We start from the raw sequence: 26395 nt of genomic DNA on the forward strand, positions 1-26395 counted from the left end.
CCATGCGCAAGTCTCGAGTGTTAGAGCGTCCCTGGCGCGTCCAGGTGGACGCGCCGCTTTGCTCTAATGCGCAAGCGTCTTGCCGGCATCGTCCGCAGTGTCGGTCGTCGCCGGCGGATTGACAGGTTCGACCCACTCGATCGGCTCCGGCATACGCACCAGCGCGTGGCGCAACACCTCACCGACCCGCGAGACCGGAATGATTTCCATGCCGTTCTTCACGTTGTCCGGAATCTCCGCCAGGTCCTTGGCGTTGTCTTCCGGGATCAGCACCTTCTTGATGCCGCCGCGCAATGCGGCAAGCAGCTTCTCCTTGAGGCCGCCGATCGGCAGCACCCTGCCGCGCAGCGTGATCTCGCCGGTCATCGCCACATCGGCCTTGATCGGAATGCCGGTCAGCACCGAGATGATCGCGGTCGCCATCGCCACGCCGGCCGACGGTCCATCCTTGGGCGTCGCACCTTCCGGCACGTGCACGTGGATGTCGCGCTTGTCGAACAGCGGCGGCTCGATGCCGAAATCGATGGCGCGCGAGCGGACGTAGGAGGCCGCCGCCGAAATCGATTCCTTCATCACGTCGCGCAGGTTGCCGGTCACCGTCATGCGGCCCTTGCCGGGCATCATGACGCCTTCGACCGTCAGCAGCTCGCCGCCGACTTCCGTCCAGGCAAGCCCGGTAACGACACCGACCTGATCGTCAGCCTCGACCTGACCGAAGCGGAAGCGCGGAACACCGAGGTAGTCGGCGAGGTTCGCCGCCGTGATGTTGACCGTCTTCTTCTTCGTCTTCAGGATCTCGGTCACCGCCTTGCGCCCGAGCTTCATCAGCTCGCGCTCCAGACTTCTGACGCCCGCTTCACGGGTGTAGGTCTGGATGATGGCGCGGATCGCGTCCTCGCCAACGGAGAACTCCTTCGGCTGCAAGGCATGGTCGCGCACCACCTTCGGCATTAGGTGCCGCTTGGCGATCTCGATCTTCTCGTCCTCGGTGTAGCCGGCGATACGGATGATCTCCATGCGGTCCATCAAGGGCGCAGGGATGTTCAGCGTGTTCGCCGTCGTCACGAACATCACGCTCGACAGGTCGTACTCGACCTCGAGGTAATGGTCCATGAACGTCGAGTTCTGTTCCGGATCGAGCACCTCGAGCAGCGCCGACGACGGGTCGCCACGGAAGTCCTGGCCCATCTTGTCGATCTCGTCGAGCAGGAAGAGCGGGTTGGACTTCTTCGCCTTCTTCATCGACTGGATGACCTTGCCGGGCATCGAGCCGATATAGGTGCGCCGATGGCCACGGATCTCGGCTTCGTCACGCACGCCGCCGAGCGCCATGCGGATGAATTCGCGACCGGTCGCCTTGGCGATCGACTTGCCGAGCGAGGTCTTGCCAACGCCGGGAGGGCCGACGAGGCACAGGATCGGCCCCTTCAGCTTCTTCTGGCGGCTTTGCACGGCAAGGTACTCGACGATACGGTCCTTGACCTTGTCGAGGCCGAAATGATCGGTGTCGAGCACGTTCTGCGCGAAAGCCAGGTCCTGCTTGACCTTGGAGTTCTTGCCCCACGGGATCGACAGGATCCAGTCGAGATAGTTGCGCACGACGGTCGATTCCGCCGACATCGGCGACATCGTCCGGAGCTTCTTCAACTCGGCTTCCGCCTTTTCGCGGGCCTCCTTGGAGAGCTTGGTCTTCTTGATGCGCGCCTCGATCTCGGCAGCCTCGTCGCGGCCGTCCTCGCCTTCGCCGAGCTCCTTCTGGATCGCCTTCATCTGCTCGTTGAGGTAGTATTCGCGCTGTGTCTTCTCCATCTGGCGCTTGACGCGCGAACGGATGCGCTTCTCCACCTGCAGGACGGAGATTTCGGCTTCCATGAAGCCCATCGCCTTTTCCAGCCGCTCCTTGACCGAGAGCGTGGCCAGCATTTCCTGCTTTTCAGGAATCTTGATGGCGAGATGCGACGCGACCGTGTCGGCGAGCTTGGAATAGTCGTCGATCTGGCTGGCGGCACCCACCACTTCTGGCGAGATCTTCTTGTTCAGCTTGACGTAGTTCTCGAAGTCGGTGACCACCGAGCGAGCCAGCGCCTCAACCTCGACCTCTTCCTCTTCCGGCTCGACCAGCGCCGTGGCGCGGGCCTCGTGGAAGTCGGGACGGTCGGTGAACGAGACGATTTTCGCGCGCGAGGCGCCTTCGACCAGAACCTTGACGGTACCGTCCGGCAGCTTCAGCAATTGCAGCACATTGGCGAGCGTGCCGATGTCGAAGATGGCATCGGGCTCGGGATCGTCGTCGGCGGCATTCATCTGGGTGGCAAGCAGGATCTGCTTCTCCTGACCCATCACCTCTTCCAGCGCCTTGATCGACTTTTCACGCCCGACGAAGAGCGGAACGATCATGTGCGGGAACACCACGATGTCGCGCAGTGGGAGGACTGCGAAGACGCCGTCGCTGGGAGCCTTGGATATTTTGGCCATTGTCCAACCTTTCATGTCGCGGCCGCCAATCAGCCAACCGCGAATCTCATATTAACGACCGGGGATCGTTCCGCCTACCACCGTTTATGACGGGAGTTTTACAGCACAGAAATCGGGCACCTCGGCCTTCTCCAGTTAGTTGGATGCACGATCCACAAAGATCAAGAGGCCCGTACAAATCCGCTCCTCCAACTTACCCGCAAGTGACAGATTTGTGACTGCAAGACCGTGCGCAGCCGCAAAACCCTGCGTGACAGCAAAACGGCGCCTTGCGGCGCCGTTTCAAAATTCCGCTGTGGGCTCATGTCAGGCGCTGACATTGCCCTTCTTTTCCTTCTGCTCGGAGTAGATATAGAGCGGCCGGGCACTGCCGGTAACCACCTCTTCCGAAATAACCACTTCGCGAACGCCTTCGAGCGCGGGAAGTTCGAACATCGTGTCGAGCAGGATCGCTTCCATGATCGAGCGCAGGCCGCGCGCGCCGGTCTTGCGCTCGATGGCGCGCTTGGCGATCGCCGACAGGGCGTTCTCGTGGAAGGTCAGGTCGACATTTTCCATCTCGAACAGCCGCTGATACTGCTTGACCAGCGCGTTCTTCGGCTCGGTCAGGATCTGGATCAGCGCCGGCTCGTCGAGGTCCTCCAGCGTCGCCAAGACCGGCAGACGGCCGACAAATTCGGGGATAAGACCGAATTTCAAGAGATCCTCGGGCTCGACCAGGCGGAAGACGTCGCCGGTGCGGCGATCCTCGGGCGAAGCGACGATGGCGCCGAAGCCGATCGAGGTCTTCCGGCCGCGATCCGAGATGATCTTGTCCAACCCGGCGAAAGCGCCGCCGCAGATGAACAGGATGTTGGCGGTGTCGACCTGCAGGAATTCCTGCTGTGGGTGCTTCCTGCCGCCCTGCGGCGGCACGGAGGCGACGGTACCTTCCATGATCTTCAGCAGCGCCTGCTGCACGCCCTCGCCCGACACGTCGCGGGTGATCGAGGGATTGTCGGACTTGCGCGAAATCTTGTCGATCTCGTCGATGTAGACGATGCCGCGCTGCGCCCGCTCGACATTGTAGTCGGCCGACTGCAGCAGCTTGAGGATGATGTTTTCGACATCCTCGCCGACATAACCGGCTTCGGTCAGCGTCGTGGCATCAGCCATGGTGAAGGGCACGTCGATGATGCGGGCCAGCGTCTGCGCCAGCAGCGTCTTGCCGCAGCCGGTCGGGCCGATCAGCAGAATGTTCGACTTGGCCAGCTCGACATCGTTGTTCTTGCCGGCATGCGCGAGGCGCTTGTAGTGGTTGTGGACGGCCACCGACAGCACGCGCTTGGCGTAGGGCTGGCCGATAACGTAATCGTCGAGAACCTTGAGGATCTCCTGCGGTGTCGGCACGCCCTCGCGCGACTTCACCATCGAGGTCTTGTTCTCCTCGCGGATGATGTCCATGCAGAGCTCGACGCACTCGTCGCAGATGAAGACCGTCGGACCGGCGATCAGCTTGCGCACTTCGTGCTGGCTTTTGCCGCAAAACGAGCAGTAGAGCGTATTCTTGGAATCGCCGCTGTTGTTGCCGACCTTGCTCATTTTCATGTCCTTTCATGGCCGCCCGCCGATGGTCTGGCTGAAAGGGCGCATACTCTCATCTATCGCGGGAATCCGCCGCCGCCAGTGTCCGGCTCCTGCAACGCATTCCGTACGAAACACAAATCAGAAAACGTGGCAATGATTCGCGACAGCCCCGCATAAAGCTAAGCTGCCGAAACTCAACATAGCCTTAACGTAGGCAATCCTAGCCCCCGAGGGAACAGGCAATTGTGGCTGAAATGCCGCAAGACACGCCAAAAGCGCGTGATGCCGCCATCCAACTGCCAACTAGCCCTTATGCCACAACGCCTTCTACCGGCTCGCGCGACGAAATGACCTTGTCGATGAGGCCGAAATCCCTGGCTTCGTCGGCGGTCATGAAATGGTCGCGGTCGAGCGTCTTTTCGATCTCTTCGTAGCTCTTGCCGGTGTGCTTGACGTAGACCTCGTTGAGGCGACGCTTCAGCTTGATGATGTCCTGGGCATGGCGCTCGATGTCGGACGCCTGGCCCTGGAAGCCGCCGGAAGGCTGGTGAACCATGATGCGGGCGTTCGGCGTGGCAAAGCGCATGTCCTTGTGGCCGGCGGTCAAAAGCAGCGACCCCATCGAGGCCGCCTGGCCGATGCAGAGCGTCGACACTGCCGGCTTGATGAACTGCATGGTATCGTAGATCGCCATGCCCGAGGTGACGACGCCGCCCGGCGAGTTGATGTAGAGGTTGATTTCCTTCTTCGGATTCTCGGCTTCCAGGAACAAAAGCTGCGCGCAGACCAGCGTCGCCATGCCGTCCTCGACCGGACCGGTGATGAAAATGATGCGCTCCTTGAGGAGGCGCGAGAAAATGTCGTAGGCCCGCTCGCCGCGATTGGTCTGTTCGACCACCATCGGAACGAGGTTCATGTAGGTTTCGACGGGGTTCTTCATCAGTTATCTCTTATCTCGCGGTGGGATTCCGGCGCCGGGAAGGCTGGCAGATCGGGCAGAATCGGTTCTGGATCGTCATTCCGTAAATAGGATGCCGGCTCATCCTTGTGCAAGGCCGACCCGTCCTAGCCATCTGGGTAAGTCGAATCAAGGTTATTCACGGGGATCATCGACCCGTGTCGTCATCGTTTGGCGATGTCATCACCACCCGTAGCAATTTCTTAACCGAATTGCTTAACGAAATACCGCAAATCCCCCTTTTACCCGACGCCGCTTCCCCTACAATCCAACGTTGAACCGTCTTCGTACCGTTCAACAGGGGGAGTGTCATGTTCAGGAAAACCGCATGCTTCGCCATTGCCGGGCTGACCGTGCTCGGCACGATTTCGCAAACCGCGGCCGGCGGTCGCGCCGTCGAATGCTATGAACCGGTCCGCACGCCTGATGTCTACGACACTGTCTACGAAGACGTGCTGGTCAGCCCGGCCGGCCAGCAGGTCGACTATACCCCGGCCATCTATGGCACCCGCGAACGCGTGGTGATGACGGTTCCGGCGCAAGTGACCTACGAGGTCGTGCCCGCCGTCACCCGCACCGTTTACCACACGGTCCAGATCGATGATGGCGGCTATTCCTGGGAATGGCGCGTCATCCATGGCCGCAAGGTGCTGTGCAAGATCTGGCACAAGGCGCGCTACGGGCGTGTCGCCGAGACCGTGGTGATCCAGCCCGAACGCACACGGCGTGTCGTCACCCCGGCGCAGTATGACAGCATCGCCGAGGAGGTTCTGGTGCAGCCGGAGCAAAGGCGCATCATCAATGTTCCCGCCTCTTACCGGACGGTCGCGCGGCGCGTGCTGGTCCGCGAAGGGTCATCCGGCTGGCGGCGCGTGCATATTCCCAGGCACTGCAATGGATAGTCTTGGCTGGATCGTCATCGCCTTTGGTGCGGCTGCGGCTTATCTCCTCCTGCGACACGACCTGTACGACGCGGCGGTGCTAAAATGGAAAAGCCCATCTGGACCCGATGGATACCACCCTTATGCGGCGTTCTTCGGTTTTCTAACGATCGCAGCAGTGGCGCTTTTCTTTTACGCCTCCGGCTAGCGCGCTGTCTTACGAGGTCCGTTCAGGCCACCTCCGCCCGCAGCCATGCCTTCAGGCCGGCGATGTCGCCGTCACCAATGGCAGCGGCAACGCGCCGGCCGACCGCAGCACCGAATTTGTAGCCATGGCCGGAGCAGGCCGAGACGATCAGGCATCTGCCCTTCTCGTGCGCCATGAATTTCTCGTCGGCGGTGAAGGTGTAGGCGCAGGTGACGACCTCGGTCACCTCATACTCATCGATGCGGGCGATCGGCGGCGAAAACAGGTTGCGGATCGCCTCCCCCTCGCCCGGCACCGGCTCCCGGTTCCAGTCGGCGTCGCTGGTCGGCACCCTGTGGAGCCCGGAACCGAATTTCATGCCGGCGCCGCCGGAGGGCGGGATCACGTAGCCGTCGACCGTGCCGCCGATATCGAGGACGACCGGCGCTGCCAGCCAGGCGGCCTTTAGGTCCGCCGGCGGTTCGACATAGGCAAGTGCCGTTCGATAGGTCTTCAACTCGCCGTCCAGTTCCGGGAAAAGTTTCAACACCCAGGCACCGGCAGCGACGACGATGCGGTCGGCCTGCATGGTTTCGCCGCTTTCGAGCACGATGTGGCCGGTTTCCTCGTCGATTTCAAGGACCTTGCTGTTCTCGTAGACATTGGCCCCATTGGTCCGCAGCCATCTGGCCAGGCCGGAGGCGATCTTGCGGCAGTGCAGCGCGCCGCCTTCGGTCGAAAAATAGGCATAGCGGAACGAGCCAGCCTCAAGAAACGGCCAGCGTTGCGCGGCCACATCCGGCGCCAGCAATTCGAAAGGGAAATTCCCCTCCTCCAGGCCCTCGCGGTATTCCTCGGCCTCGTCGCCCGGCGCGCGCGAGATGCAGACAAAACCTCTGGGATCGAGGTGGCTTTCGCCGAGATCGGCCCACATCTCGTCCCAGGCCTGATAGGCTTCGGTGATCAGCCGGCCATAGCCGGTACCGGCCCGATAGGCACGGCGGATGATTCGGTGATGGTCGCCTGATGCCGCCAGCGGGTTGGGGATCGGTCCCTGTTCGACGATCGAAACGCTGTGGCCGGCCTTGACCAGCGACCACGCGGTGGAAAGACCAGCAATGCCCGCGCCGACAACGATCACATTCATCAGTTCAGTCTTTCCGCAGCCATATGGCTGGCTCAACGCATTGGGCTATCGGGCGCAACATACGGTCTGGAACCGGGCTGGCAAGCCGCGCTATTGGTCTGGCATGACCAAATTGACGCCACCTTATCTGGCCTTTGATCCAGCCACCCGCCACCTGCGGCTCGACCCGCACGAGCCGGCCTTTTTTCAAAATCCTTACGAGGCCTACGCCTTTCTGCACGGCACCTCGAATGCATTCTTCTGGGAAGAGTTCGGCTTCTTGTGCTTTGGCGGCTTCGACGACGTCAACCGGCTGCTGCGCGATCGTCGCTTCGGCCGGCAGAACCCAGCCGGCATTCCAGACAGGCGCGGTGTCGGCCAGGACCGCAGCCATCTCAAGGCATTCGACGGCATCGAAGCCAATTCGATGCTGGAGCTGGAGCCACCGGTGCACACGCGGCTGAGAACGCTGGTCAACCGCGCCTTCGTCTCGCGCCAGGTCGAACGGCTGCGGCCGCGTGTCGAAGCGCTCGCCAACGAGTTGATCGACCGTTTCCAACCCGAAGGAACCGTCGACCTCTTGCCCGCCTTCGCGGCGCCGCTGCCGATCACCATCATTGCCGAAATGCTCGGCGTTCCGGTCGAGATGGGGCCGCAACTGCTCGACTGGTCGCACCAGATGGTCGCCATGTACATGCATAGCCGCACGCGCGAAACCGAGGAGACGGCCAACCGCGCCGCAGGCGATTTTGCCGATTTCCTGCGCAGCCATGTCACCGAGCGGCGCAAGAACCCCGGTGACGACCTGCTGTCGCTGCTGATCTCGGCGCAGGAGGACGGCCAGAAGCTGTCGGAGGACGAGATGGTGTCCTCGGCGATCCTGCTGCTCAATGCCGGCCATGAAGCGACCGTGCACCAGACCGGCAATGCCGTGCGCTCGATCCTGGCGCAAGGTGGCGATCCCCGTCGCTTCTTCAGCTCACCCGAAGCGACCGCGGCGACAGTGGAGGAGTGCCTGCGCTTCGACGCGCCACTGCACATGTTCACGCGCTACGCCTATCAGGAGTTCGAAGTCGCGCCGGGCATCGTCGTACAGCCGGGCCAGACGATCGGGCTGCTGCTCGGCATGGCCAATCACGACCCGCGCGCCTTCGCCGAACCGCTCGCCTTCAACCCGGATCGCGCCGACCAGAAGAACGTATCCTTCGGCGCCGGCATCCATTTCTGCATCGGTGCGCCGCTAGCCCGGCTCGAATTGCAGGTATCGCTGAAAACCTTGTTCGACCGGCAGCCAAAGCTGCATCTTGCCGAACCGCCCCGCTTCCGCGACACTTACCACTTCCATGGGCTGGAAACGCTCGCCGTCGGCTTCTGACGATCGCGGGCCTGGGGCTGCGACATGTGGGTGTTTTCGAGACCGGCGACGGCGTTCGCGTTGGCAATGCTTTGCGCGTGCCTGGGGATGGCGCACGCCCAGCAGCAGCCGGAGAACATCCCGTGGGAAAACAGCGTGGCGATCGCCCAGAAAATGGCGGCCGGCCTGCTGGAGCGGCAGACCGGAGCCAAGGATTTCCCGCCGCCATCCTTTGCGGTGGAGGTCGATCTCAACCTCGACGGCTTTCCCGAGATCTTCGCCTATCGCTATGCGCCTGGCTGCGACGGCATCCATTGCGGCAACTTCCTGTTCGTCCTCGAAGGCGACATCTACCAGGAAGTCCTCGGCGACATTCCCGGTGCAAGGCTGGTGCAGCAGGACAAGATCGGGCTCAGCGCCTTCAAACGAAACGGTTTTCTCGACATCCAGTCCGACCAGATGATGATCGGCTGGGACGGAAAACGCTATGTCGACGCCTCTACGTTTCCTGCCTCGTCGCTCGATGGCGCCGCCTTCATGGCGGCATGCCAGAAAAGCAGATCCAACGAGCAGCCGGCGGAGGGTGAAGCGGAACGCGTGAGCGCTGAATGCCAATGCCGGTTCAGCCGGTTTCAGGTGACCGGCTTCACGCAACCCGATCTCGATATGTACACCGCATCGCTGGGCGAGAACTTCGAATATCCGACGGGCGCGAAAGAGATTGCCTGGCAGGCGCTTCTGAAAAATGCCGAGGACGTCGCCACCGGCTGCGATGTCGCCAACGGCAAGAGCCAATGGCCGCCGGCCTACTTCAATCATGGCGACCAGCCGCAGCAGAAGTTGAATTTCGCCGGCTTCCTCGATGCCTGCCCGGCACAGGACTTCATCCTCACCAACCACAAAATTGGCTCACCGGATCGAGCGCTCAGCCTTTGCGGCTGCCTTGCGCGCGAAATGCCCACCCAGGGCATCAGCCAGGAGGGCCTCGATCTCGTGGCGCAGTATTATCGCAACGAGATTTCCGACGTCGATATCGAGGCAGAGGACGCCAATGCCCTAACCTTCCACGACAAGGCATCGGAGGCCTGCCTCAGCCAGTTCCCGGCGAAATAGGATGGCGACCGTTTGATCAAGCATATGACGGAGTTGACGTTCGCCTTCCTCGAAGAGCCGCCATTCTGCTTCACCGGTGCATCGGGCGAGGTCTCAGGCTGTGACGTCGAGTTTGCGCGCAGGCTCGGCGAGAAGCTCGGATTGGCGGGATTCAGGACGATCGAGACCGAATTCGCTGAATTGCTGCCAGGGCTGGTCGAGGGCCGCTGGACCATGACGACCGGCTTGTTCGTCTCCGAAGAGCGCCAAGAGATTGTCGACTTCACACGGCCGATCTGGGCGTTGCAGGATGGATTGCTGGTCGCGAAAGACAATCCGCGCGGCTTTGGCGGCTACCAGTCCATTGCCAGGGACCGGACGGCTTTGCTTGGCGTCATTACCGACCAGGTGCAGCATCTCACGGCGTTGCACAACGGGATTGCGCCGGAGCAGATCAGGATGTTTGCAACCCAGGCCGATGCGGCGGACGCAGTGGCCAACGGCGTGGTGCATGCCTATGCCAGCGTTGCGATGGCGCATCGAGGCTATCTGACCCAGCGGTCCGAAATGCCGCTTGGCCTTGTCGAGGTCCCGGCCAGCGAAAAACAGCCATCGGCCGGTGCCTTCGCAATCGCCAAGGGCAACCGCGCCCTGCTCAGGGACATCGATGCTTGCCTCGATGAATTGCTGGGCGGTGACTGGCACCGGCAGATGATGGCGCGATACGGATTTTCGGACAGCGATATCGATCGCGTCGTCTGATCCCGGCGTGGACGCCTGTTTTTATGCATGTCGTTCCCCCAAAACCGGGGCCACTTTTTGGGCGACATGCATTAGAGCTTGATCACATACTCCTTGCGGGTCGTTTCAAGCACTTCCCAACTGCCCTTGAAGCCGGGCCTGAGCACAAAGCTGTCGCCGGCCTTGACGGTGCGCGCCGCACCGCCTTCTTCGGTGATCACCGAAACGCCGGACAGGATGTGGCAGAATTCCCATTCGTCATAGACGATGCGCCATTTGCCCGGGGTCGATTCCCAGATGCCGGCATAGAGGCCGCCGTCACGCTCCTCGACGTTCCAGGTCCGGAATTTCGGATCGCCCGAGATCAGCCGATCCGGCGCCGGCGCGCCAGATTCGGGTTCGACGTTCTTGATGTCGACGGAAAGAAACGCGGTCATGATCGATCAGACCTTGGCAAGCGCCTGTTCGAGGTCGGCAACGATGTCGTTGACGTCCTCGATGCCGATGGAAAGCCGCACAGTGTCCGGACCGGCTCCGGCCTTGACCTTCTGCTCGTCGGAAAGCTGGCGGTGCGTGGTCGAGGCCGGGTGGATGACCAGCGACTTGGTGTCGCCGACATTGGCCAGGTGCGAAAACAGCTCCAGCGCCTCGACGAATTTGACGCCGGCGTCATAGCCGCCCTTGAGGCCGAAGGTGAACACGGCGCCGGCGCCTTGCGGCGAGTACTTCTTCTGCAGCGCGTGGTTCTTGTCTGAGGGCAGGCCGGGATAATTCACCGAGGCGACCTTGGGATGATTGGACAGCCAGGCGGCGACGGTCACGGCGTTGTCGCAGTGGCGTTGCATGCGCAGCGGCAAGGTTTCCAGACCGGTCAGGATCAGGAAGGCGTTGAACGGCGAAATCGCCGGACCGAGGTCGCGCAGGCCAAGCACGCGGGCAGCAATGGCGAAAGCGAAATTGCCGAAGGTTTCGTGCAGGATAAGGCCGCCATATTCGGGGCGCGGTTCCGACAGCATCGGGTACTTGCCCGACTTGGACCAGTCGAAGGTGCCGCCGTCGACGATGGCGCCACCGATCGAATTGCCGTGACCGCCGATGAATTTGGTCAGCGAATGGACGACGATATCGGCGCCGTGCTCGATCGGGCGGATCAGGTAGGGCGAGGCCAGCGTGTTGTCGACGATGAGCGGCAGGCCGTGCTTGCGGGCGATGTCGCCGATCTTCTCGATATCGACAAAGGTGCCGCCCGGATTGGCGAGGCTCTCGATGAAGATCGCCTTGGTCCTGTCGTCGATCTGGCTCTCGAAGGTCGAGATGTCATTGGTGTCGGCCCAGCGCACCTCCCAGCCATAATTCTTGAAGGCGTGGCCGAACTGGTTGATCGAGCCGCCATAAAGCTTGTTGGCGGCGACGAAATTGTCGCCCGGCTGCATCAGATTGTGGAACACGATCACTTGCGCGGCATGGCCGGAGGCGACCGCAAGCGCCGCCGTGCCGCCCTCGAGGGCCGCGATGCGTTCTTCCAGCACTGCCTGCGTCGGGTTCATGATGCGGGTATAGATATTGCCGAAGGCCTTCAGCCCAAACAGCGAGGCAGCGTGATCGGCATCGTCGAAGACGAAGGAGGTCGTCTGGTAGATCGGCGTGGCCCGGGCGCCGGTGGCCGGGTCAGGCTTGGCGCCGGCATGGACGGCGAGCGTGTTGAAACCGGGCGTGCGGGTCATCGAAACCTCTCTTTTTGAAACTCTTGAAATGGCCGGGCATTCTTGGCGAAGCCCGGACGCGAATGCAAAGAAGAAAATGCCCTTCGGCGAACGATCTGCGGCCGGGACGCGAGAAAATGCACGGCCTTGCGGAATAATTTTGCTTCTAAGGCGTGCCGCGTTTGAAGGACTTTATCCGACGCGCCTTAGAGGCTCCTTTTTGGTGCATGTCGTCATCCCAAAACCGCTGCGCACTTTTGGGCGACATGCATCATTTCTGGCGAACGCCGAAACTCTGGAACCCGGGGCGCATCAGCGGCTTCTTCGACGACAAGACCCCCGAATTGACGCCGGTCCAGCCGATCTCGCCGGACAGCTTGCCATATTCGATCTTGGGGCAGCGGTTCATCACCACCTTGATGCCGGCGGCCTCGGCGCGCGCGGCTGTCTCGTCATGGCGTACGCCAAGCTGCATCCAAAGGACTTTCGGCAAGGGATCGAGCCGCAATACCTCATCGACAATGCCCGGCACCGCCGACGCCGCGCGAAAGATGTCGACCATGTCGATCGGTTCGGGAATATCGGCCAGCCTGGCATAGGTCATCCGGCCGAGGATTTGCTTGCCGGCCTGGCCAGGGTTGATCGGAAACACCGAAAAGCCTTTGGCCAGCAGATATTTCAGCACGAAATAGCTTGGCCGCACGTCATTGGCGGACGCGCCAACCATGGCGATGGTCTTCACCGAATTGAGGATGCCGGCGATGTAGGTGTTGTCGTAACTATCGTGGTTCATGCGGCTTCCTGCGGTAGTGATAGCGGTAAAGTTCACGGCTGAATCCAAGCGAAGCATAGAGCGCACGGCCTGGCGCATTGTCGGCCACCACTTGCAGGCATGCCGCGTCAGCACCCGCCCGTCGTGCCCAGTCGATCAGACCGCCGACCGTCTTGCGGCCCAGGCCTTGCTGCCTGAAGCGGCCGTCGGTTTCAACCGATTCCACCACAAGCAGCCCGTTTCGGATGACGCCATAGGCCAGCGCGGCAATTTCGCTGTCGCGTTCACAGGACACGAACGCCCGGTCGCCGGCGATCAGCCCCGTCATCTCGCGAAAGACCCGGCGATCGATGTCGTCGTAGGCGCCCATGCGAAACCGCGCTGCGAGCCAGTCTTCGCCGGGCACCAGCGATACAGTGACGCGCCCGTCACGGATCTCCGCCAGGTCGTCGATACCGGCATAAAGATGGATGGTTCCGCCTTCGAGCTGGTAACCGCGATGGTCGAGTGCGGCTTCGAGCTCATCGGCAATATCAGGCACCCGAAACAGCGGCGTCTGGTCGTGGCCGACATAGAAGGACTCGGCGGCGTCGATCACCTTGTCGGGCGCACCGCGCTTGCCACGCAAGGGATTGACCGAGTTTGCGCGCCGGGTCCGGCCACCGGAGCGCCTGAGAAGCCAGCCGTCGACGACGGTTTCGATCGCCGCCGGCCAGGCTTCGCGGCACGCCTGTTCGCTGCGCCAGTTGAGATCGTCATCCGTCACGCATCATCCTCCGACAGCGCTTCCTGCACAAAAGCTTGCGGATCGGTGCAGATCGGCGTGGTGAATTCGAGTTCGAAATCGTGGTCGCGAAACAGCGGCAGGTTCCAGTCAAGCCGGATGCGTTTGAGATAGGGTGCCTTGAGCCGCGTCAGCTGCTTACGACAGGCCATCAGCCAGGCAGGGAAATGGTGCCGTCCTCCGCGATTGGAAAGGCCGGATTGTGCGCCACTTCCCAGACATGCCCATCGGCATCGGCGAAATAACCGTACCAGCCGCCCCAAAAGGCGCGGCCGGCCGGCTTGACGATACGGCCGCCGGCTTTTTCGGCCATGGCGAGCACCTCGTCGACTTCGGCATCGGAGCGTGTGTTGTAAGCGAGGTAGACGGCGGACGGCGCCCCAGTGAAGGCAACGCCAGAGTCCTCCTCTGCGCTGGCGCGCGGGAACAGGCCGAGAATGGCGCCGCCCATCTGGAAAAAGGCGACACCGTCGGTGATGCCGGCATGACGGGTCAGGCCCATCGCCTCGTAGAAGCGCACAGCGCGGTCGAGATCGTCCGTCGCGATGGTGATGATGGAGATGCGCGGTTCCACGACTACTCGTCCGTCCATTGCGGCTTGCGCTTGCCGATAAAGGCGCCGATGCCCTCCTCCGCGTCGCGCGCCAGCATGTTGTCGACCATGATCCGACCGGTGTAGGCATAGGCGTCGGCCAATCCCATCTCAGCCTGCGCGTAAAAGGCTTCCTTGCCGGTCTTGACCACCAAAGATGATTTGGAAGCAATGGTTTGCGCGTATTTGGTGACAATCTGATTCAGATATTCACGCGGCACGACGCGATTGACCAGGCCGAACTCCTTGGCGGTTGCCGCATCGATCGTCTCGCCGGTCAACAGCATCTCCATCGCATGCTTGCGCGAGACGTTGCGCGACAGTGCCACCATCGGCGTCGAGCAGAACAGGCCGATGTTGACGCCGGGGGTGCAGAAGGTCGCCTCATGCGACGCAATTGCCAGATCGCAGCTGGCGACCAGTTGCAGCCCGGCGGCTGTGGCAAGGCCGTCGACCTCGGCGATCACCGGCAAGGGATGACGCACGATCGCCTGCATCAGCGTGGCACAGGCCGCAAACGTCTCAGCGAAAAAGGCCTTGCCATGATCGGCGTCGGCGCGGCGCGCCGTCATTTCCTTGAGATCATGGCCGGCGCAGAACACCTTGCCGGCGGCCGAGAGAACGATGACGCGAACCGCCTTGTCGGTTCTGGCGCGTTCGAGTTCCCCCGTCAGCGCCTCCATTACCGCCAGCGACAGCGCGTTGGCGGGCGGATTGGCAAGCGTGAGGCGCAGCACGCTCTTGTCCAGTTGTGCGACAACCGGACCTTCAACGGCGCCAGGCTTGATGGCAAGGATTTCAGCCATGGTCGTTTCTCCGCGATTCAGGATCGTGGTTGGATGCTTCAATCTAGTACGCCATCGCGCCTCGTCCAACACCATCAAACAGATTGCTGGCACAAGCGACAAGGCTGCCCTGCATTTGTCCCTGTGGCTTAGGATTGTCATCAATGGAGGCTGAAACGGTGTTGCCAGAAGGCCCGGCCGCGTTCAAACAGGCGCATACGAGGGAGACCGCCATGCCCGCCCAGAGCAATCTCAAGCCGGTGCTGACCGCGGCGGAAGTCAATGTGCTGATGGGTAGCGTCTATCCCCAGCTCAACGACGAGTTCAAACATTACGAGGCGATCGACGTGTTCCCGGGCGGTTGCCTCGTGCGGCTCAATGCCGACGAGCGGCACCTGCGCCCTGGCGGCACGGTGTCGGGTCCGTCGCTGTTCACGCTCGCCGATATCGGCGGCTATGTCTGCGTGCTCTCTCATGCCGGGCCGGACGCGCTTTCCGTTACAGTCAACCTCGACATCAACTTCGTCCGCAAGGCCGAGGCCGGGCCGATCGATGGCCATTGCCGGATCCTGAAGCTGGGAAAGAGCCTGATGGTGTTCGACATCGACATCGTCGCCGGCCCGGACGGACACACCGTGGCGCATGCCACCGGCACGTATTCGATCCCGCCGAAGCGAAATGATGATGTGGTAAAATAATACCTTTTGTCCAAGATGTTGGTTTTGCTTTCCTTTTCCTGCTGTTCCCCTTTTCGTTAGCCTTGACGCGACAACTGCCCTCGCCTATAAGCCCTCACGAAGCAGCGGCCCGCAAAGGCCGCCGTTTTGTTATTGGCGGCGGGCAAGCGCCCTTCGCCAATCCAAGCAACAAGAAACGCCTTCCCTGGTGAAGGTCCGAACCGAAAGCAGAAAATATGACAACCTTTTCGCAGAAGCCTGCGGATGTGGTGAAGAAGTGGATCCTGATCGACGCCGAGGGTCTCGTCGTCGGCCGTCTTGCCACTGTCATCGCCAATCATCTTCGCGGCAAGCACAAGCCGACCTTCACCCCTCATGTCGACGACGGCGACAACGTCATCGTCATCAATGCCGACAAGGTAGTGTTCACCGGCAAGAAGTTCACCGACAAGGTCTATTACTGGCACACCGGCCACCCCGGCGGCATCAAGGAGCGCACCGCGCGCCAGCTGCTCGAGGGTCGTTTCCCCGAGCGTGTCGTCGAGAAGGCCGTTGAGCGCATGGTCCCGCGTGGCCCGCTCGGCCGTCGGCAGATGAAGAACCTGCGCGTCTATGCAGGTGCAGAGCATCCGCATGTCGCCCAGCAGCCCGAAGTTCTCGACGTGGCCAAGCTGAATTCCAAGAACAAGAAGGTCGCATAAGATGGCTGAGCTTTCCTCGCTCGCAGAACTGGGCGCCGCCACAGGCAACACCAACACGCAGGCCGCGGCACCCGTCCATGTCCAGAAGCTCGACAAGTCGGGCCGCGCCTATGCCACCGGCAAGCGCAAGAACGCCATCGCGCGCGTCTGGGTGAAGCCGGGTTCCGGCAAGATCATCGTCAACGACAAGGAATTCGCGACCTATTTCGCGCGTCCGGTCCTGCAGATGATCCTCAACCAGCCGATCATCGCCTCCAACCGCTCGGGCCAGTACGACATCGTCGCCACCGTCATCGGCGGCGGCCTCTCGGGCCAGGCCGGTGCCGTGCGCCACGGCATCTCCAAGGCGCTGACCTACTACGAGCCGGCGCTGCGCGCCGTGCTCAAGAAGGGCGGCTTCCTGACCCGCGACAGCCGCGTCGTCGAGCGCAAGAAGTACGGCAAGGCGAAAGCCCGCCGCAGCTTCCAGTTCTCGAAGCGCTAAGCGCTCCGCAGTTTTGCCAATCGAAAAGGCCACCTTCGGGCGGCCTTTTTGTTTTGCGGCTCCGCCATCACCCCACCCGCGCCTTCGGCGCGACCTCCCCATCCAAGGGGAGGTAGAAGAGCGCGGCACGCTACCTCCCCTCGATGGAGAGGTCGGCGCGTAGCGCCGGGTGGGGTGACGGCGCCGGCGCAATTCATGCATGGCGCAGGTCTCAGGGTCTGCCGGCCTTGATATAGTCGATGAACGCCCGCAGCGGGGCCGGCACGAGGCGGCGGCCGGGATAATAGAGAAACGGCCCGGAGAAGCTCTGCCACCACGGTTCCAGAATGGGTTCAAGCGCCCCGCTTTGGAAGTGCGGGCGAAGCCAGCCCTCGAACAGGCCGATGATGCCGGTGCCGGCGATGGCCGCATCGACGGCCAGATCGGTCGCCCCGCCGATCCGCACGATCAGCGGGCCTGTCGGATCGATGCGCACCACCTCGCCGTCGCGCTCGAATTCCCACGGCAGCATCGCGCCGCTGGCAAAGCGGCCCCGCACACAGGCATGGCCGAGCAGGTCGCCCGGATGTTGCGGCCGCCCATGGCGATCGAGATAGGCTGGGCTGGCGGCGGTGGCGAAACGCTGCACGCGCGGTCCGATCGGCACCGCGATCATGTCCTGTTCCAGCCGCTCGTCGTAGCGGATGCCGGCGTCGCAGCCGGCAGCCAGCACATCGACAAAATTCTCGTCAGCGATCACCTCCAGCCGGATGCCGGGAAAGGCGGCGAGGAAGCCTGGGACGATGTCGGGCAATATCAGCCGCGCGGCGCTGACCGGCACATTGAGACGCAACGAGCCCGCCGGCCTGTCGCGAAAGCCATTCACCACATCGAGGGCGGCCTCCACCTCCGACAGCGCCGGACCGAGCCTCTCCAGCAGGCTGAGACCGGCCTCGGTCGGGACAACGCTGCGCGTCGTGCGGTTGAACAGCCTGACACCGAGCTGCGCTTCCAGGCGACGCACCGCCTCGCTCAAGCCCGAGGCGCTGCCGCCACTGGCGCGCGCACCATCGCGAAAACCCCCGGCGCGCGCCACCGCCACGAAGGCGTTCAGATCACTGAGATCCATCATTGTTCGCAATTCCGTACAGCCTGTGTGGATTGTACCTGATTATCACAAGATTGAGCAGCACCTATCTTCGCCGCCTCAAAGGAGATCAATCATGTCCAATATCCAACAGGCCGGCACCTTCACCCTTGGCAGCCACACCGTGAAACGGCTTGGCTACGGTGCCATGCAGCTCGCCGGGCCCGGTGTGTTCGGGCCGCCCAAGGACCATGACGCGGCACTGGCAGTATTGCGCGAGGCCGTTGCACAAGGCGTCGACCACATCGACACCAGCGACTTCTATGGCCCGCACGTCACCAACCGGCTGATCCGCGAGGCGCTGGCCCCCTACCCCAAGGATCTGGTCATCGTCACCAAGATCGGCGCCCGGCGCGGCGCGGATGGATCATGGCTTCCGGCCTTTTCCGCCGAAGCGCTGACCCAGGCGGTGCACGACAATCTGCACAATCTCGGCCTCGAGGTGATCGACGTGGTCAATTTGCGCATCATGTTCGACACCCACGGTCCCGCCGAGGGGTCGATCGAACCGCCGCTCACCGTGCTGGCCGAACTGCAACGCCAAGGCCTGGTCAGGCATATCGGACTGAGCAACGTGACATCGACCCAGATCAGGGAAGGACGCCGGATCGCCGAGATCGTCTGTGTGCAGAACCAGTACAATCTGGCGCATCGCGGCGACGACGCCCTGATCGACGACCTCGCTCGTGACGGCATTGCGTACGTGCCGTTCTTCCCGCTCGGCGGCTTCAACCCGCTGCAGTCCTCGACGCTCTCCGATGTGGCGCAGCGCCTCGGCGCCACCCCGATGCAGGTCGCGCTCGCCTGGCTGCTTCGGCGCGCGCCCAACATCCTGCTGATCCCCGGCACATCGTCGGTCGCGCATCTGCGGGAGAACCTCACTGCCGCCGAACTGGAGCTTTCGGGCGATGTGCTCAGGGAATTGGATGGCATGGCGGCGGCTGCCTGACGACGCAGCACTGCGCGCAGTTGCATAAGCAAAAGGCCGTCCTTCGGGCAGCCTTTTTTTGGGGGACGGCTGTCACCCCACCCGGCGCTGCGCGCCGACCTCCCCATCAAGGGGAGGTAGGGCGCCCAAGTTTGCCATCGCTCTGCAACATTCCGACGACCAACTGGCGACAAACCTTTGCCTTGCAGCCACTCGGCGCGCGCGGTTAGCAGCAACCTCTACCTCCCCTCGATGGGGAGGTCGGCGCGTAGCGCCGGGTGGGGTGAAGGCGCTGGCATTCCCAGGCGGGGTGCGGCGCCAACGTTCCTAGTTGATGCTCGCCGTGTTGGCGGGCTCAGCCGGCCGCGCCTCGTCGGCGTAAGGCACGCGGTAGCCATTCGCCGCCAGCCAGTCGATCGCCGCCTTCGGCTCGTCGGTCTGGATGATGGTGGCGCCGCGATCGGCCCAGAAGCCATATGCCTCTCGCGGCAGGCTGGCCTGGACCGCCAGCTCGTCGCCGCGGCCACCGGCGAGGAAGCCGCCCGGCTTGTTGACGATGGCGTAGGTGTCGGCCCAGATGTGCCAGTTGCCACGCACCGCGGCCGCGCGCATGCGCGTGCTGAACAACGGCCCGCCGGTTTCGGTCAGCGTCTCGGCGCCTGCCCGCCAGTTGATCAGCTCGGTCGCGCGTGGCGAAAAGGCGTGGTCGACCGTCTCGGCGAAAGCGGCATCGTGCACCGCGTCGTCAGCAATGATCGGCATGAACTGGAAGCCGCCGCCTATGGCATCCATGGCGGCCTTGACCGTGGCAATCCGGGTGGAGTTCCAAAGGTTTTCCTTGACGATGACCTGTTCGGCCATGCCGAGATCGCGAGCCACCGCAATCATGCCGGAGAGGTCGCCGACCTCGAGCTTGTTGTCGAGGTTGATGAGGATCTGGTCCCTGGTCGCCAGCAGCATCTCGCGCAGCGTCGAAACTGTCTCATTGGTGATGGCGCAGGTACCCTCAACCACCAATCGGCAGGTCTTCAGTTCGGCCAGCGTGTATTTCACCACCTCGCCCCTGCAGGTCGTGGTGCGGTCGAGCCAGCTGTCATGCATGACGACGAACTCACCGTCCTTCGAGCGCCTGATGTCGACCTCGACGATTTCGGCGCCCATGGCGATCGAACCCTTGACGGCTGCGATCGAATTTTCCGCATAGAGCGTCTTGCCGGCCTGCATGCTGCCGGCGCGATGCGCGGCGATCATGACGTGGTCGCGCCACTGGTTGGCATGTTCGAAGCGGTCGAGGATCTGCCTGGCGCGGGTTTCTCCTGCCAATGATTGGCCAGAGGCGGCCGCAAGTGCCGCGCAAAGCAGAAGGCTCTGCCAGATGGTCCGCATCGAGAATCGCTCCTTGCCGGATCGAAACCCGGATAGGCGATGCCCGTGACAGCCCGGTGAACGAAGCCGGCTAGCTGATGTCTTGTTTGAGCATGATCCCTTTCCGAAAACCGGCTTCCACTTTCTTTCGGGATCATGCTCGCGTCAGATGCGTTTCGACAGCCGGCGGAACCAGGCCATGGCCGGCATTTCGACGAAACGCCAGGTGATCCAGGAGACGGCGATGGTGGCGACAAGCATGACGACGATCGCCACGGCCCCTGTCCAGCCGGCCCCGAAGCCGGTCGCCGGCTGGCCGCGCAGCACGATGTCGTCGATCAGGCCCACGCCAAGCTTGCGCTCGACGAGCCCGGCGATGTTGATCATGCGTGCCTGGACGAAGATGTGGACCATGTAGATCGAATAGGACAGCGCGCCGAGCGTCAGCATGAACGGCGTCCTCAGCAGGGCACTGATCCAGCCGCCTTCATGCGCGAAGAGGAACAGCGCGAGCGCGAACACCAGGGGTGCCGCGATGCCGAAATCATTGTCGCCCGACAGCGAGACAAAAAGCACGATGACGGCGACCATGACGATCTCGGCAAGGGTCCAGGCCATGCGCCGGCCGCCCCTGGCCAGGGCCTGTCGCGCCCCTGCAATGGAATCATGCTGAAACCAGGCAAGCAAGGCGCCCAGCGAGAAGCCGTACAGGCAGCGGATGAAGCCGAAATCGAAGGACACATCCATATGATGGGTCGAGAAGCCAAGCAGGAACAGCGGCGCGGTGACGGCAGCGCCGACGAACCATATCCAGGCGAGCTCGCCGGCAACGAAGACCACGCCCGCAAACAGCAGATAGGCGAAGAACTCCGCCGAAATGCTCCAGCTTGGCGCATTCCAGGTCAGGTGATCCTCGAAGCCGACGCCTTGCAGCAAGAGAAGATTGGCAAGCAGGCTCCTGAGGTCGAAACCTCCTGTGAAGGGAGCTGCCCCGGTGCCGTGCAGCTGCGGCAGCACCAGCCGCAGCAGCTCGAAGCCGGCGAAAGCGGCCAGCATGAGCAAATGCAGCGGGTAGATGCGGCCAAAGCGGACCAGGGCGAAGCGAGCCACTTCTTCCGGCTGGCTGAGCCGGCTGCCGTAGCTGCTGGCAATGACGAAACCGGAAAGAACGAAGAAGAAGTCGACGAAGAGGTAGGACGAACCGATGAAGGCGCTTTGCGAAATCGTCGAACCGGTCGGGAAGTGGAACAGCGCCACCATCAGCGCGCAGATGCCGCGCCACGAATCGAGAACCAGGAAGCGTTCGCCGGCAATCGTGCCGCTGTGGGTCGACACCACGGCGCGGGCAGGATTAAGAAACGCGGTCTGCGTCATGATGATACAAATCCTGTTTTGCCATGGCACTTGAGGGGCGCCATTTCGTCTCCCCAAGCTGTGACTGGCATCTTCCGTGCCGGTTCTGTAGTTGTTGCACCCCGATGAAAAACAAGGACCCGTAATGGCGACCAACAACATCGACCATGCCTTCACCGCCCGCTCCAAAACGGGTGCTGCCCTCGAGCCGACCTATTCCGGCGCGCTGTCGTTCATGCGGCGCAAATATACGAAGGACGTGAAGGGCGCGGACGCGGTGATATGGGGCATTCCCTTCGACGCCGCCGTCACCAACCGGCCCGGCGCCCGCTTTGGGCCGCAGGCGATCCGCCGCGCCTCGGCGATCCTCGACAACGACCCGCAATACCCGTTTTCACGCGATCTGTTCGAGCATCTCGCGGTGGTCGATTATGGCGATTGCCTGCTCGATTCGGGCAATCACCAGAAGACGCCCGGCACGATCGAGCGCGAAGCGGCGAAGATCCTCAAGTCCGGCGCCTTCCTGTTGTCGCTGGGTGGTGATCATTTCGTCACCTGGCCGCTGCTCAAGGCGCATGCCGCCATCCACGGCCCGCTCGCCCTGGTGCAGTTCGACGCCCATCAGGACACCTGGCCGGACGACGGCAAGCGCATCGACCACGGCTCCTTTGTCGGCCGTGCCGTCAATGAAGGTATCATCGATCCGGACCGCTCGATCCAGATCGGCATCCGCACCCACGCGCCCGACACGTTCGGCATCAAGATCCTCTACGGTCACGAAATCGAGGAGATGCGTGCGTCCGATATCGCCTATGCCATCGTCGACCGCACCGGCGGCAAGAAGACTTATCTCACCTTCGACATCGACTGCCTTGACCCGGCCTATGCGCCCGGTACCGGCACGCCGGTTGCCGGCGGGCCGTCCTCGGCAAAGATCCTGTCGACGCTGCGTCAGCTCAACCAGATCGATATTGTCGGCGCCGATGTCGTCGAGGTTGCGCCGGCCTATGATCACGCCGATATAACGGCGATCGCCGGCTCGATGGTGGCCATGCAGTATCTCGGCCTGCTGGCCGAACGAAAGGCCCGGCTGGAAGAGCTGAACAACAACGGCAACCACAACGGTGCCGCGGTGAATCACGGTCAGGGCATATAGTCTTGAAATATCAGGGAATTTGATCAGGCAAATGAAACCGAAAATCTTCATCGACGGCGAGCACGGCACCACCGGCCTGCAGATCAGGGCGCTGCTTGCCGAGCGCGGTGACCTGGAAATCATCTCCGTTCCTGCCGAGCGCCGCAAGGAAACGGCGGCGCGTGCCGAGTTCCTCAATGCCGCCGATGTCGCCATCCTGTGCCTCCCCGATGACGCGGCGAAGGAAAGCGTCTCGCTGATCGCCAACGACACCACCAAGGTCATCGACGCCTCGACCGCGCATCGCGTCGCCGAAGGCTGGGCTTATGGTTTCGCCGAGATGGACAAGGAACAGGCAAAGACGATCGCCTCGGCAAAACGCGTCGCCAACCCCGGCTGCTGGCCGCAGGGACCGATCGCGACGCTGCGGCCGCTGGTCACCGCCGGCCTGCTGCCGGCGGACTTCCCGATCACGGTCAATGGCATTTCCGGCTATTCGGGCGGCGGACGGCCGATGATCGAGGACTATGTCGCCAAGGGCGAGAACGCCTCGGAGTTCCTGCCCTATGGCCTCACCTTGCAGCACAAGCACGTGCCTGAACTCAGGGCCTATGCCAGGCTGTCGCATGATCCGATCATGCAGCCGGCGGTGGGCAATTTCGCACAAGGCATGATTACGGTGGTGCCCCTGCAACTCGGTGGTCTCGACCATGTGCCGACGGGTGCGGAGCTTCATGCGGCGATTGCCGACCATTTCGCCGCCATCGAGGGCGGTGTGGTCGAGGTGGCGCCCTATGCGCATCTGGAGCGCATGCCGGAGATCGATCCGGAGATCTACAACGGCACCAACCGGATGAAGGTCTACGTCTTCGCCAACGACAAACGGGCACAGGCTCTGCTGCTGGCGGTCTATGACAATCTCGGCAAGGGGGCCTCGGGTGCCGCCGTGCAGAACATGGACTTGATGCTCGGCCTCTGATGGACGCACCTGTCTTTCCGACGCGCTGGAAGGTCAGCGCGCCCGAACTTATTGCCGAAACCTTTTCGAGCCGCATCTGGAAGGTGCGGCACGAGGATGGTTCGCCGGCGATCGTCAAGGCGCTCAAGCCTTTCGACGACGTCGCGGATTGCGCGGCGAGCATTATCTGGCCTGGCGGCGCGGCGACGGCGCGGTCCGCCTGCTTGGCCGCGACGGCCACAGCATGCTGCTCGAATATGCCGGTGAAACCCTGCTGCAGCAGGTTCTCGACAAAGAGGGCGACAACGCCGCCACTGAAATCGCGGCCGAAGTGATGGCGAAACTGTTTTCGCCTGGGAAAGACCCCTTCCCGCCCGAGTTGCAGCCGCTCAGGGAGCGGTTTGCCAGCCTGTTCAGGAAAGCCGCGAGCGACCGCAACGCCGGCCATGACAGTCTCTATGTCGAGGCCGCGGCAATCGCCGATCGGTTGCTGGCCGATCCGCACGATATCATGCCTCTGCATGGCGACCTGCATCACGACAACATCCTGCACGGGTCGCGCGGCTGGCTGGCAATCGACCCGAAGGGTGTGCTTGGCGATCCCGGCTTCGACGCCGCGAACATGTTCTACAACCCGCTCGACCGGGACGATCTTTGCCTCGATCCGGAGCGGATCGCGGATATGGCCGAGGTCTTCGCCAAAACGCTGGGCCAGGCTCCGCGCGCCATTCTTGATCATGCGATCGCCTATGGTTGCCTGTCGGCATCCTGGCATCACGAAGACGACAACGCGGTCGAGGAGAACCGCGAATTGTCGATCGCCAAGGCGATCCGGGCGGTGCGGCCAAGCTTCTGATCCAGCCGGTCAACCGGCGACGGTAAGGGCTTGTTCACCATGATGGGCTACTCACATTGCGTGGCTCCATCAGGGAATTGTCATGGTCAGCGCGATTTCGGGTTCCTCCCAGGCAACCCAGTATGCTTCGTCCAGTTCATCGAGCAATGCAGCCCAGGAAGCCGCGCTCGAAAAGCAGATCCAGGATCTGGAAGACCAGGCCAAGGCGATCAAGGACCAGGTCCAGGCCGCCCAGGTGCAGCAGGATATCGCTGTCGCCCAGGCCAAACTTGATGCACTCAGGGCCGCCGACGCCGACAAGGCGGCCAAGGCCGCTCAGAACCAGTCAACGCCATCCGCCGCAACCTTGCGCCAGGCCGAATTCGACGGCGAGAAGACGACAGCGTCAAACGAATTCTGGATGTGAACGGCCGATCGGCTGAAGCAATTCCAGGAAAAGTGTGAAACGGGTTTTCCGTCCGGAATTGCGTCAAAACAAAGAGATAGAGCAGTTCACCGTTTCCGTGAAACGGTGAACTGCTCTTAGGGATCAGCTCCTGAGCGCGATTTCGTGCGGCAAGGGATAGGCACCCTTGGTGCCGCGCCAATGAGCGGCGGCAAAGCCCAGCACGATGAGCGCAAACCCCTGATGGGTCAGTGCCATATGCAGCGGCACGTGCATCAGCAGCGTGCCGATGCCGATCGAAGCCTGCACCAAAACCAGCGCAAACAGCAGCGTGGCGCGGCGGGCGTGCGTTGTTCCAGGAAGGCGCCGACGCGTGGCGATCATGTGCCACAAGGCCACGACGAACACCGTATAGGCGCCGAGCCGGTGGACGAACTGCACCGTCTTGGGGCTTTCGAAGAAATTGCGCCACGCCGGCTCGAGGATCAGCAAATCACCAGGGATGAGCTTGCCGTCCATCAGCGGCCAGGTGTTGTAGCTCAGGCCGGCGTCGAGCCCGGCGACCAGGCCGCCGAGATAGATCTGGATCAACGCCAGAAACACGATGAAACCGGCCAGCCTCTGCGTCGAGCGGTCGGCGGCGGGTTCGGAATGCGGCGCCAGCCCACGCGCAACGACCATGGTGGCGGTGAAGATCAGCGCCGCCAGCGTCAGATGGGTTGCCAGCCGGTACTGGCTGACCGAAACCCGGTCGACCAGCCCCGAGGCCACCATCCACCAGCCGATGGCGCCCTGCAGGCCGCCGAGCAAAAGGATGCCCACCAATTTTGGCCCCAGGCCGCGCTCGATGCGGCGCGTCGCCCAGAAGAACAGCAGCGGCAAGGCAAACACCAGGCCGACGCTGCGCGCCAGGATGCGGTGCGCCCATTCCCACCAGAAGATCGACTTGAACGCCTCGATGCTCATGCCCTTGTTGAGCTCGGCATATTGCGGGATCTGCTGGTAGAGCTGGAATTCCTCCTGCCACTCGGCGTCGTTGAGCGGCGGTATCACGCCATGGATCGGCTTCCACTCCGTGATCGACAGGCCGGCACCGGTGAGCCTGGTGGCGCCGCCGACCAGCACCAGCGCAAACAGCACCAGCACCACCACATAGAGCCAGCCGCGCAGCAGCGCCCGATTGTACAGGTCGCGGTCGCGGGCCATGAAGGGCGCGGCAGCTGATATGGCAGCCATGGTCTTGTCCCGGCAGGTTGGTTTGGCGGATTGGTGGACCATCGCACCCTTGCTGGCAAGACCAGACGGCGCGGCACGCCGTCGCGCCGCGTCTCACCGGTTGCACAGGGTCGCGTCAAGGCCTATGCGAAGCCAAGAGCTTGCCGGACCTGCGAGGTCCCGGCGGCCTAGACCA

26 protein-coding genes and 2 pseudogenes are annotated in these 26395 nt (G+C 62.6%); 13 read left to right on the forward strand and 15 right to left on the reverse strand.

The window, feature by feature from the left end:
* Positions 1–63 precede the first annotated feature (63 nt).
* The 3 genes from lon to clpP all read right to left on the reverse strand — a co-directional run bounded on the left by lon (position 64) and on the right by clpP (position 4981).
* Complete coding sequence (gene lon / locus AC1D08_RS31155) at positions 64–2475, reverse strand: endopeptidase La (RefSeq protein WP_184870800.1); 2412 nt, start codon at positions 2473–2475, stop codon at positions 64–66.
* A 306-nt stretch (positions 2476–2781) separates the two neighbouring features.
* Positions 2782–4056 carry an ATP-dependent Clp protease ATP-binding subunit ClpX gene (gene clpX / locus AC1D08_RS31160; protein ID WP_023759839.1) on the reverse strand — a complete coding sequence of 425 codons (1275 nt, stop codon included), beginning with the start codon at positions 4054–4056 and terminating at the stop codon, positions 2782–2784.
* Positions 4057–4351: 295 nt separating this feature from the next.
* Positions 4352–4981 (reverse strand): ATP-dependent Clp endopeptidase proteolytic subunit ClpP, encoded by a 630-nt coding sequence (clpP, locus tag AC1D08_RS31165; protein WP_457155424.1) that lies wholly within the window; start codon positions 4979–4981, stop codon positions 4352–4354.
* A 329-nt stretch (positions 4982–5310) separates the two neighbouring features.
* Between clpP and AC1D08_RS31170 the strand changes: the two genes are divergently transcribed.
* The gene (locus tag AC1D08_RS31170) at positions 5311–5901 is read left to right on the forward strand and encodes a hypothetical protein (RefSeq protein ID WP_477424954.1); all 591 of its coding nucleotides are present in this window, start codon (positions 5311–5313) and stop codon (positions 5899–5901) included.
* Positions 5894–6088: a hypothetical protein gene (locus AC1D08_RS31175; protein ID WP_477424956.1), complete on the forward strand. Its 195-nt coding sequence runs from the start codon at positions 5894–5896 to the stop codon at positions 6086–6088. The genes AC1D08_RS31170 and AC1D08_RS31175 overlap by 8 nt, the downstream gene beginning before the upstream one ends.
* A 22-nt stretch (positions 6089–6110) precedes the next feature.
* Here AC1D08_RS31175 and AC1D08_RS31180 read toward each other — a convergent pair whose 3' ends face one another.
* Positions 6111–7214: an NAD(P)/FAD-dependent oxidoreductase gene (locus tag AC1D08_RS31180; RefSeq protein ID WP_477424958.1), complete on the reverse strand. Its 1104-nt coding sequence runs from the start codon at positions 7212–7214 to the stop codon at positions 6111–6113.
* Positions 7215–7317: 103 nt separating this feature from the next.
* On the opposite strand from AC1D08_RS31180, the gene AC1D08_RS31185 reads away from it, so the two are divergent.
* The 3 genes from AC1D08_RS31185 (at position 7318) to AC1D08_RS31195 (ending at position 10401) form a co-directional block, all read left to right on the forward strand.
* The gene (locus AC1D08_RS31185) at positions 7318–8568 is read left to right on the forward strand and encodes a cytochrome P450 (protein WP_457154780.1); all 1251 of its coding nucleotides are present in this window, start codon (positions 7318–7320) and stop codon (positions 8566–8568) included.
* Between the two features lie 87 nt (positions 8569–8655).
* Positions 8656–9660 (forward strand): hypothetical protein, encoded by a 1005-nt coding sequence (locus AC1D08_RS31190; RefSeq protein WP_477424959.1) that lies wholly within the window; start codon positions 8656–8658, stop codon positions 9658–9660.
* A gap of 24 nt (positions 9661–9684) precedes the next feature.
* Positions 9685–10401: a transporter substrate-binding domain-containing protein gene (locus AC1D08_RS31195; RefSeq protein WP_477424961.1), complete on the forward strand. Its 717-nt coding sequence runs from the start codon at positions 9685–9687 to the stop codon at positions 10399–10401.
* A 71-nt stretch (positions 10402–10472) separates the two neighbouring features.
* Here AC1D08_RS31195 and AC1D08_RS31200 read toward each other — a convergent pair whose 3' ends face one another.
* The 7 genes and pseudogenes from AC1D08_RS31200 to AC1D08_RS31230 form a co-directional block, all read right to left on the reverse strand.
* Complete coding sequence (locus tag AC1D08_RS31200) at positions 10473–10817, reverse strand: cupin domain-containing protein (protein WP_477424963.1); 345 nt, start codon at positions 10815–10817, stop codon at positions 10473–10475.
* Positions 10818–10823: 6 nt separating this feature from the next.
* The gene (locus tag AC1D08_RS31205; RefSeq protein WP_095081250.1) at positions 10824–12104 is read right to left on the reverse strand and encodes an O-acetylhomoserine aminocarboxypropyltransferase; all 1281 of its coding nucleotides are present in this window, start codon (positions 12102–12104) and stop codon (positions 10824–10826) included.
* Between the two features lie 250 nt (positions 12105–12354).
* Complete coding sequence (locus AC1D08_RS31210; RefSeq protein ID WP_457152843.1) at positions 12355–12876, reverse strand: CoA-binding protein; 522 nt, start codon at positions 12874–12876, stop codon at positions 12355–12357.
* Complete coding sequence (locus tag AC1D08_RS31215) at positions 12863–13621, reverse strand: GNAT family N-acetyltransferase (RefSeq protein WP_457152844.1); 759 nt, start codon at positions 13619–13621, stop codon at positions 12863–12865. Before AC1D08_RS31215 ends, AC1D08_RS31210 begins: the two co-directional genes overlap by 14 nt.
* 50 nt (positions 13622–13671) lie before the next feature.
* Positions 13672–13791 (reverse strand): annotated as a pseudogene (locus AC1D08_RS31220) (AAA family ATPase); the annotation flags it as partial.
* Complete coding sequence (locus tag AC1D08_RS31225; RefSeq protein WP_457152845.1) at positions 13791–14213, reverse strand: VOC family protein; 423 nt, start codon at positions 14211–14213, stop codon at positions 13791–13793. The gene AC1D08_RS31225 and the pseudogene AC1D08_RS31220, both read right to left, overlap by 1 nt.
* A 2-nt stretch (positions 14214–14215) precedes the next feature.
* Positions 14216–15037, reverse strand: a complete 822-nt coding sequence (locus AC1D08_RS31230) for an enoyl-CoA hydratase (protein WP_457152846.1) — start codon at positions 15035–15037, stop codon at positions 14216–14218.
* Positions 15038–15249: 212 nt separating this feature from the next.
* On the opposite strand from AC1D08_RS31230, the gene AC1D08_RS31235 reads away from it, so the two are divergent.
* The 3 genes from AC1D08_RS31235 (at position 15250) to rpsI (ending at position 16878) form a co-directional block, all read left to right on the forward strand.
* Positions 15250–15714, forward strand: a complete 465-nt coding sequence (locus AC1D08_RS31235; RefSeq protein WP_457152852.1) for a PaaI family thioesterase — start codon at positions 15250–15252, stop codon at positions 15712–15714.
* Positions 15715–15929: 215 nt separating this feature from the next.
* A complete protein-coding gene (rplM, locus tag AC1D08_RS31240) occupies positions 15930–16394 on the forward strand; it encodes a 50S ribosomal protein L13 (RefSeq protein ID WP_010915638.1) in 465 nt (154 codons plus the stop codon).
* A gap of 1 nt (position 16395) precedes the next feature.
* Positions 16396–16878: a 30S ribosomal protein S9 gene (gene rpsI, locus AC1D08_RS31245; RefSeq protein ID WP_457152847.1), complete on the forward strand. Its 483-nt coding sequence runs from the start codon at positions 16396–16398 to the stop codon at positions 16876–16878.
* A 211-nt stretch (positions 16879–17089) separates the two neighbouring features.
* On the opposite strand, the gene AC1D08_RS31250 is transcribed toward rpsI, so the two are convergent.
* On the reverse strand, positions 17090–17989 hold the full coding sequence (locus tag AC1D08_RS31250; RefSeq protein ID WP_457152848.1) for a LysR family transcriptional regulator: 900 nt from the start codon (positions 17987–17989) through the stop codon (positions 17090–17092).
* A 91-nt stretch (positions 17990–18080) separates the two neighbouring features.
* Between AC1D08_RS31250 and AC1D08_RS31255 the strand changes: the two genes are divergently transcribed.
* Positions 18081–18953: an aldo/keto reductase family oxidoreductase gene (locus tag AC1D08_RS31255; protein ID WP_457152849.1), complete on the forward strand. Its 873-nt coding sequence runs from the start codon at positions 18081–18083 to the stop codon at positions 18951–18953.
* Between the two features lie 306 nt (positions 18954–19259).
* Here AC1D08_RS31255 and AC1D08_RS31260 read toward each other — a convergent pair whose 3' ends face one another.
* Positions 19260–20318, reverse strand: coding sequence for a glycerophosphodiester phosphodiesterase family protein (locus AC1D08_RS31260; RefSeq protein WP_457152850.1), 1059 nt, complete (start codon positions 20316–20318; stop codon positions 19260–19262).
* A 144-nt stretch (positions 20319–20462) separates the two neighbouring features.
* Positions 20463–21671, reverse strand: a complete 1209-nt coding sequence (locus AC1D08_RS31265) for an acyltransferase family protein (RefSeq protein ID WP_457152851.1) — start codon at positions 21669–21671, stop codon at positions 20463–20465.
* A 124-nt stretch (positions 21672–21795) separates the two neighbouring features.
* Here AC1D08_RS31265 and speB point away from each other — a divergent pair, with 124 nt between their 5' ends.
* The 4 genes and pseudogenes from speB to AC1D08_RS31285 all read left to right on the forward strand — a co-directional run bounded on the left by speB (position 21796) and on the right by AC1D08_RS31285 (position 25005).
* Positions 21796–22806, forward strand: a complete 1011-nt coding sequence (speB, locus tag AC1D08_RS31270) for an agmatinase (protein WP_095081232.1) — start codon at positions 21796–21798, stop codon at positions 22804–22806.
* Between the two features lie 31 nt (positions 22807–22837).
* Positions 22838–23764 (forward strand): N-acetyl-gamma-glutamyl-phosphate reductase, encoded by a 927-nt coding sequence (gene argC / locus AC1D08_RS31275; RefSeq protein ID WP_095081229.1) that lies wholly within the window; start codon positions 22838–22840, stop codon positions 23762–23764.
* A pseudogene (locus AC1D08_RS31280) lies at positions 23761–24599 on the forward strand (aminoglycoside phosphotransferase family protein). The gene argC and the pseudogene AC1D08_RS31280 overlap by 4 nt, the downstream one beginning before the upstream one ends.
* An 82-nt stretch (positions 24600–24681) precedes the next feature.
* Positions 24682–25005 (forward strand): hypothetical protein, encoded by a 324-nt coding sequence (locus tag AC1D08_RS31285; RefSeq protein ID WP_457152661.1) that lies wholly within the window; start codon positions 24682–24684, stop codon positions 25003–25005.
* Between the two features lie 123 nt (positions 25006–25128).
* Here the strand turns inward: AC1D08_RS31285 and AC1D08_RS31290 are convergent, their stop codons facing one another.
* Positions 25129–26220: a COX15/CtaA family protein gene (locus tag AC1D08_RS31290; RefSeq protein ID WP_457152662.1), complete on the reverse strand. Its 1092-nt coding sequence runs from the start codon at positions 26218–26220 to the stop codon at positions 25129–25131.
* Between the last annotated feature and the right edge of the window lie 175 nt (positions 26221–26395).

It is taken from the genome of Mesorhizobium sp. P2_E6 (assembly GCF_056403835.1).

What these genes read in the sequence shown, in the direction of transcription:
- AC1D08_RS31180 (WP_477424958.1), bottom strand. Translation starts at nt 7,214, where the DNA reads ATGAATGTGATCGTTGTCGGCGCGGGCATTGCTGGTCTTTCCACCGCG.
- clpP (WP_457155424.1), bottom strand. Translation starts at nt 4,981, where the DNA reads ATGAAGAACCCCGTCGAAACCTACATGAACCTCGTTCCGATGGTGGTC.
- AC1D08_RS31185 (WP_457154780.1), top strand. Translation starts at nt 7,318, where the DNA reads ATGACCAAATTGACGCCACCTTATCTGGCCTTTGATCCAGCCACCCGC.
- clpX (WP_023759839.1), bottom strand. Translation starts at nt 4,056, where the DNA reads ATGAGCAAGGTCGGCAACAACAGCGGCGATTCCAAGAATACGCTCTAC.
- AC1D08_RS31260 (WP_457152850.1), bottom strand. Translation starts at nt 20,318, where the DNA reads ATGCGGACCATCTGGCAGAGCCTTCTGCTTTGCGCGGCACTTGCGGCC.
- AC1D08_RS31170 (WP_477424954.1), top strand. Translation starts at nt 5,311, where the DNA reads ATGTTCAGGAAAACCGCATGCTTCGCCATTGCCGGGCTGACCGTGCTC.
- rpsI (WP_457152847.1), top strand. Translation starts at nt 16,396, where the DNA reads ATGGCTGAGCTTTCCTCGCTCGCAGAACTGGGCGCCGCCACAGGCAAC.
- AC1D08_RS31285 (WP_457152661.1), top strand. Translation starts at nt 24,682, where the DNA reads ATGGTCAGCGCGATTTCGGGTTCCTCCCAGGCAACCCAGTATGCTTCG.
- lon (WP_184870800.1), bottom strand. Translation starts at nt 2,475, where the DNA reads ATGGCCAAAATATCCAAGGCTCCCAGCGACGGCGTCTTCGCAGTCCTC.
- AC1D08_RS31265 (WP_457152851.1), bottom strand. Translation starts at nt 21,671, where the DNA reads ATGACGCAGACCGCGTTTCTTAATCCTGCCCGCGCCGTGGTGTCGACC.
- rplM (WP_010915638.1), top strand. Translation starts at nt 15,930, where the DNA reads ATGACAACCTTTTCGCAGAAGCCTGCGGATGTGGTGAAGAAGTGGATC.
- AC1D08_RS31210 (WP_457152843.1), bottom strand. Translation starts at nt 12,876, where the DNA reads ATGAACCACGATAGTTACGACAACACCTACATCGCCGGCATCCTCAAT.
- AC1D08_RS31230 (WP_457152846.1), bottom strand. Translation starts at nt 15,037, where the DNA reads ATGGCTGAAATCCTTGCCATCAAGCCTGGCGCCGTTGAAGGTCCGGTT.
- AC1D08_RS31175 (WP_477424956.1), top strand. Translation starts at nt 5,894, where the DNA reads ATGGATAGTCTTGGCTGGATCGTCATCGCCTTTGGTGCGGCTGCGGCT.
- AC1D08_RS31255 (WP_457152849.1), top strand. Translation starts at nt 18,081, where the DNA reads ATGTCCAATATCCAACAGGCCGGCACCTTCACCCTTGGCAGCCACACC.
- AC1D08_RS31290 (WP_457152662.1), bottom strand. Translation starts at nt 26,220, where the DNA reads ATGGCTGCCATATCAGCTGCCGCGCCCTTCATGGCCCGCGACCGCGAC.
- AC1D08_RS31235 (WP_457152852.1), top strand. Translation starts at nt 15,250, where the DNA reads ATGCCCGCCCAGAGCAATCTCAAGCCGGTGCTGACCGCGGCGGAAGTC.
- AC1D08_RS31205 (WP_095081250.1), bottom strand. Translation starts at nt 12,104, where the DNA reads ATGACCCGCACGCCCGGTTTCAACACGCTCGCCGTCCATGCCGGCGCC.
- speB (WP_095081232.1), top strand. Translation starts at nt 21,796, where the DNA reads ATGGCGACCAACAACATCGACCATGCCTTCACCGCCCGCTCCAAAACG.
- AC1D08_RS31200 (WP_477424963.1), bottom strand. Translation starts at nt 10,817, where the DNA reads ATGACCGCGTTTCTTTCCGTCGACATCAAGAACGTCGAACCCGAATCT.
- AC1D08_RS31195 (WP_477424961.1), top strand. Translation starts at nt 9,685, where the DNA reads ATGACGGAGTTGACGTTCGCCTTCCTCGAAGAGCCGCCATTCTGCTTC.
- argC (WP_095081229.1), top strand. Translation starts at nt 22,838, where the DNA reads ATGAAACCGAAAATCTTCATCGACGGCGAGCACGGCACCACCGGCCTG.
- AC1D08_RS31250 (WP_457152848.1), bottom strand. Translation starts at nt 17,989, where the DNA reads ATGATGGATCTCAGTGATCTGAACGCCTTCGTGGCGGTGGCGCGCGCC.
- AC1D08_RS31190 (WP_477424959.1), top strand. Translation starts at nt 8,656, where the DNA reads ATGGCGCACGCCCAGCAGCAGCCGGAGAACATCCCGTGGGAAAACAGC.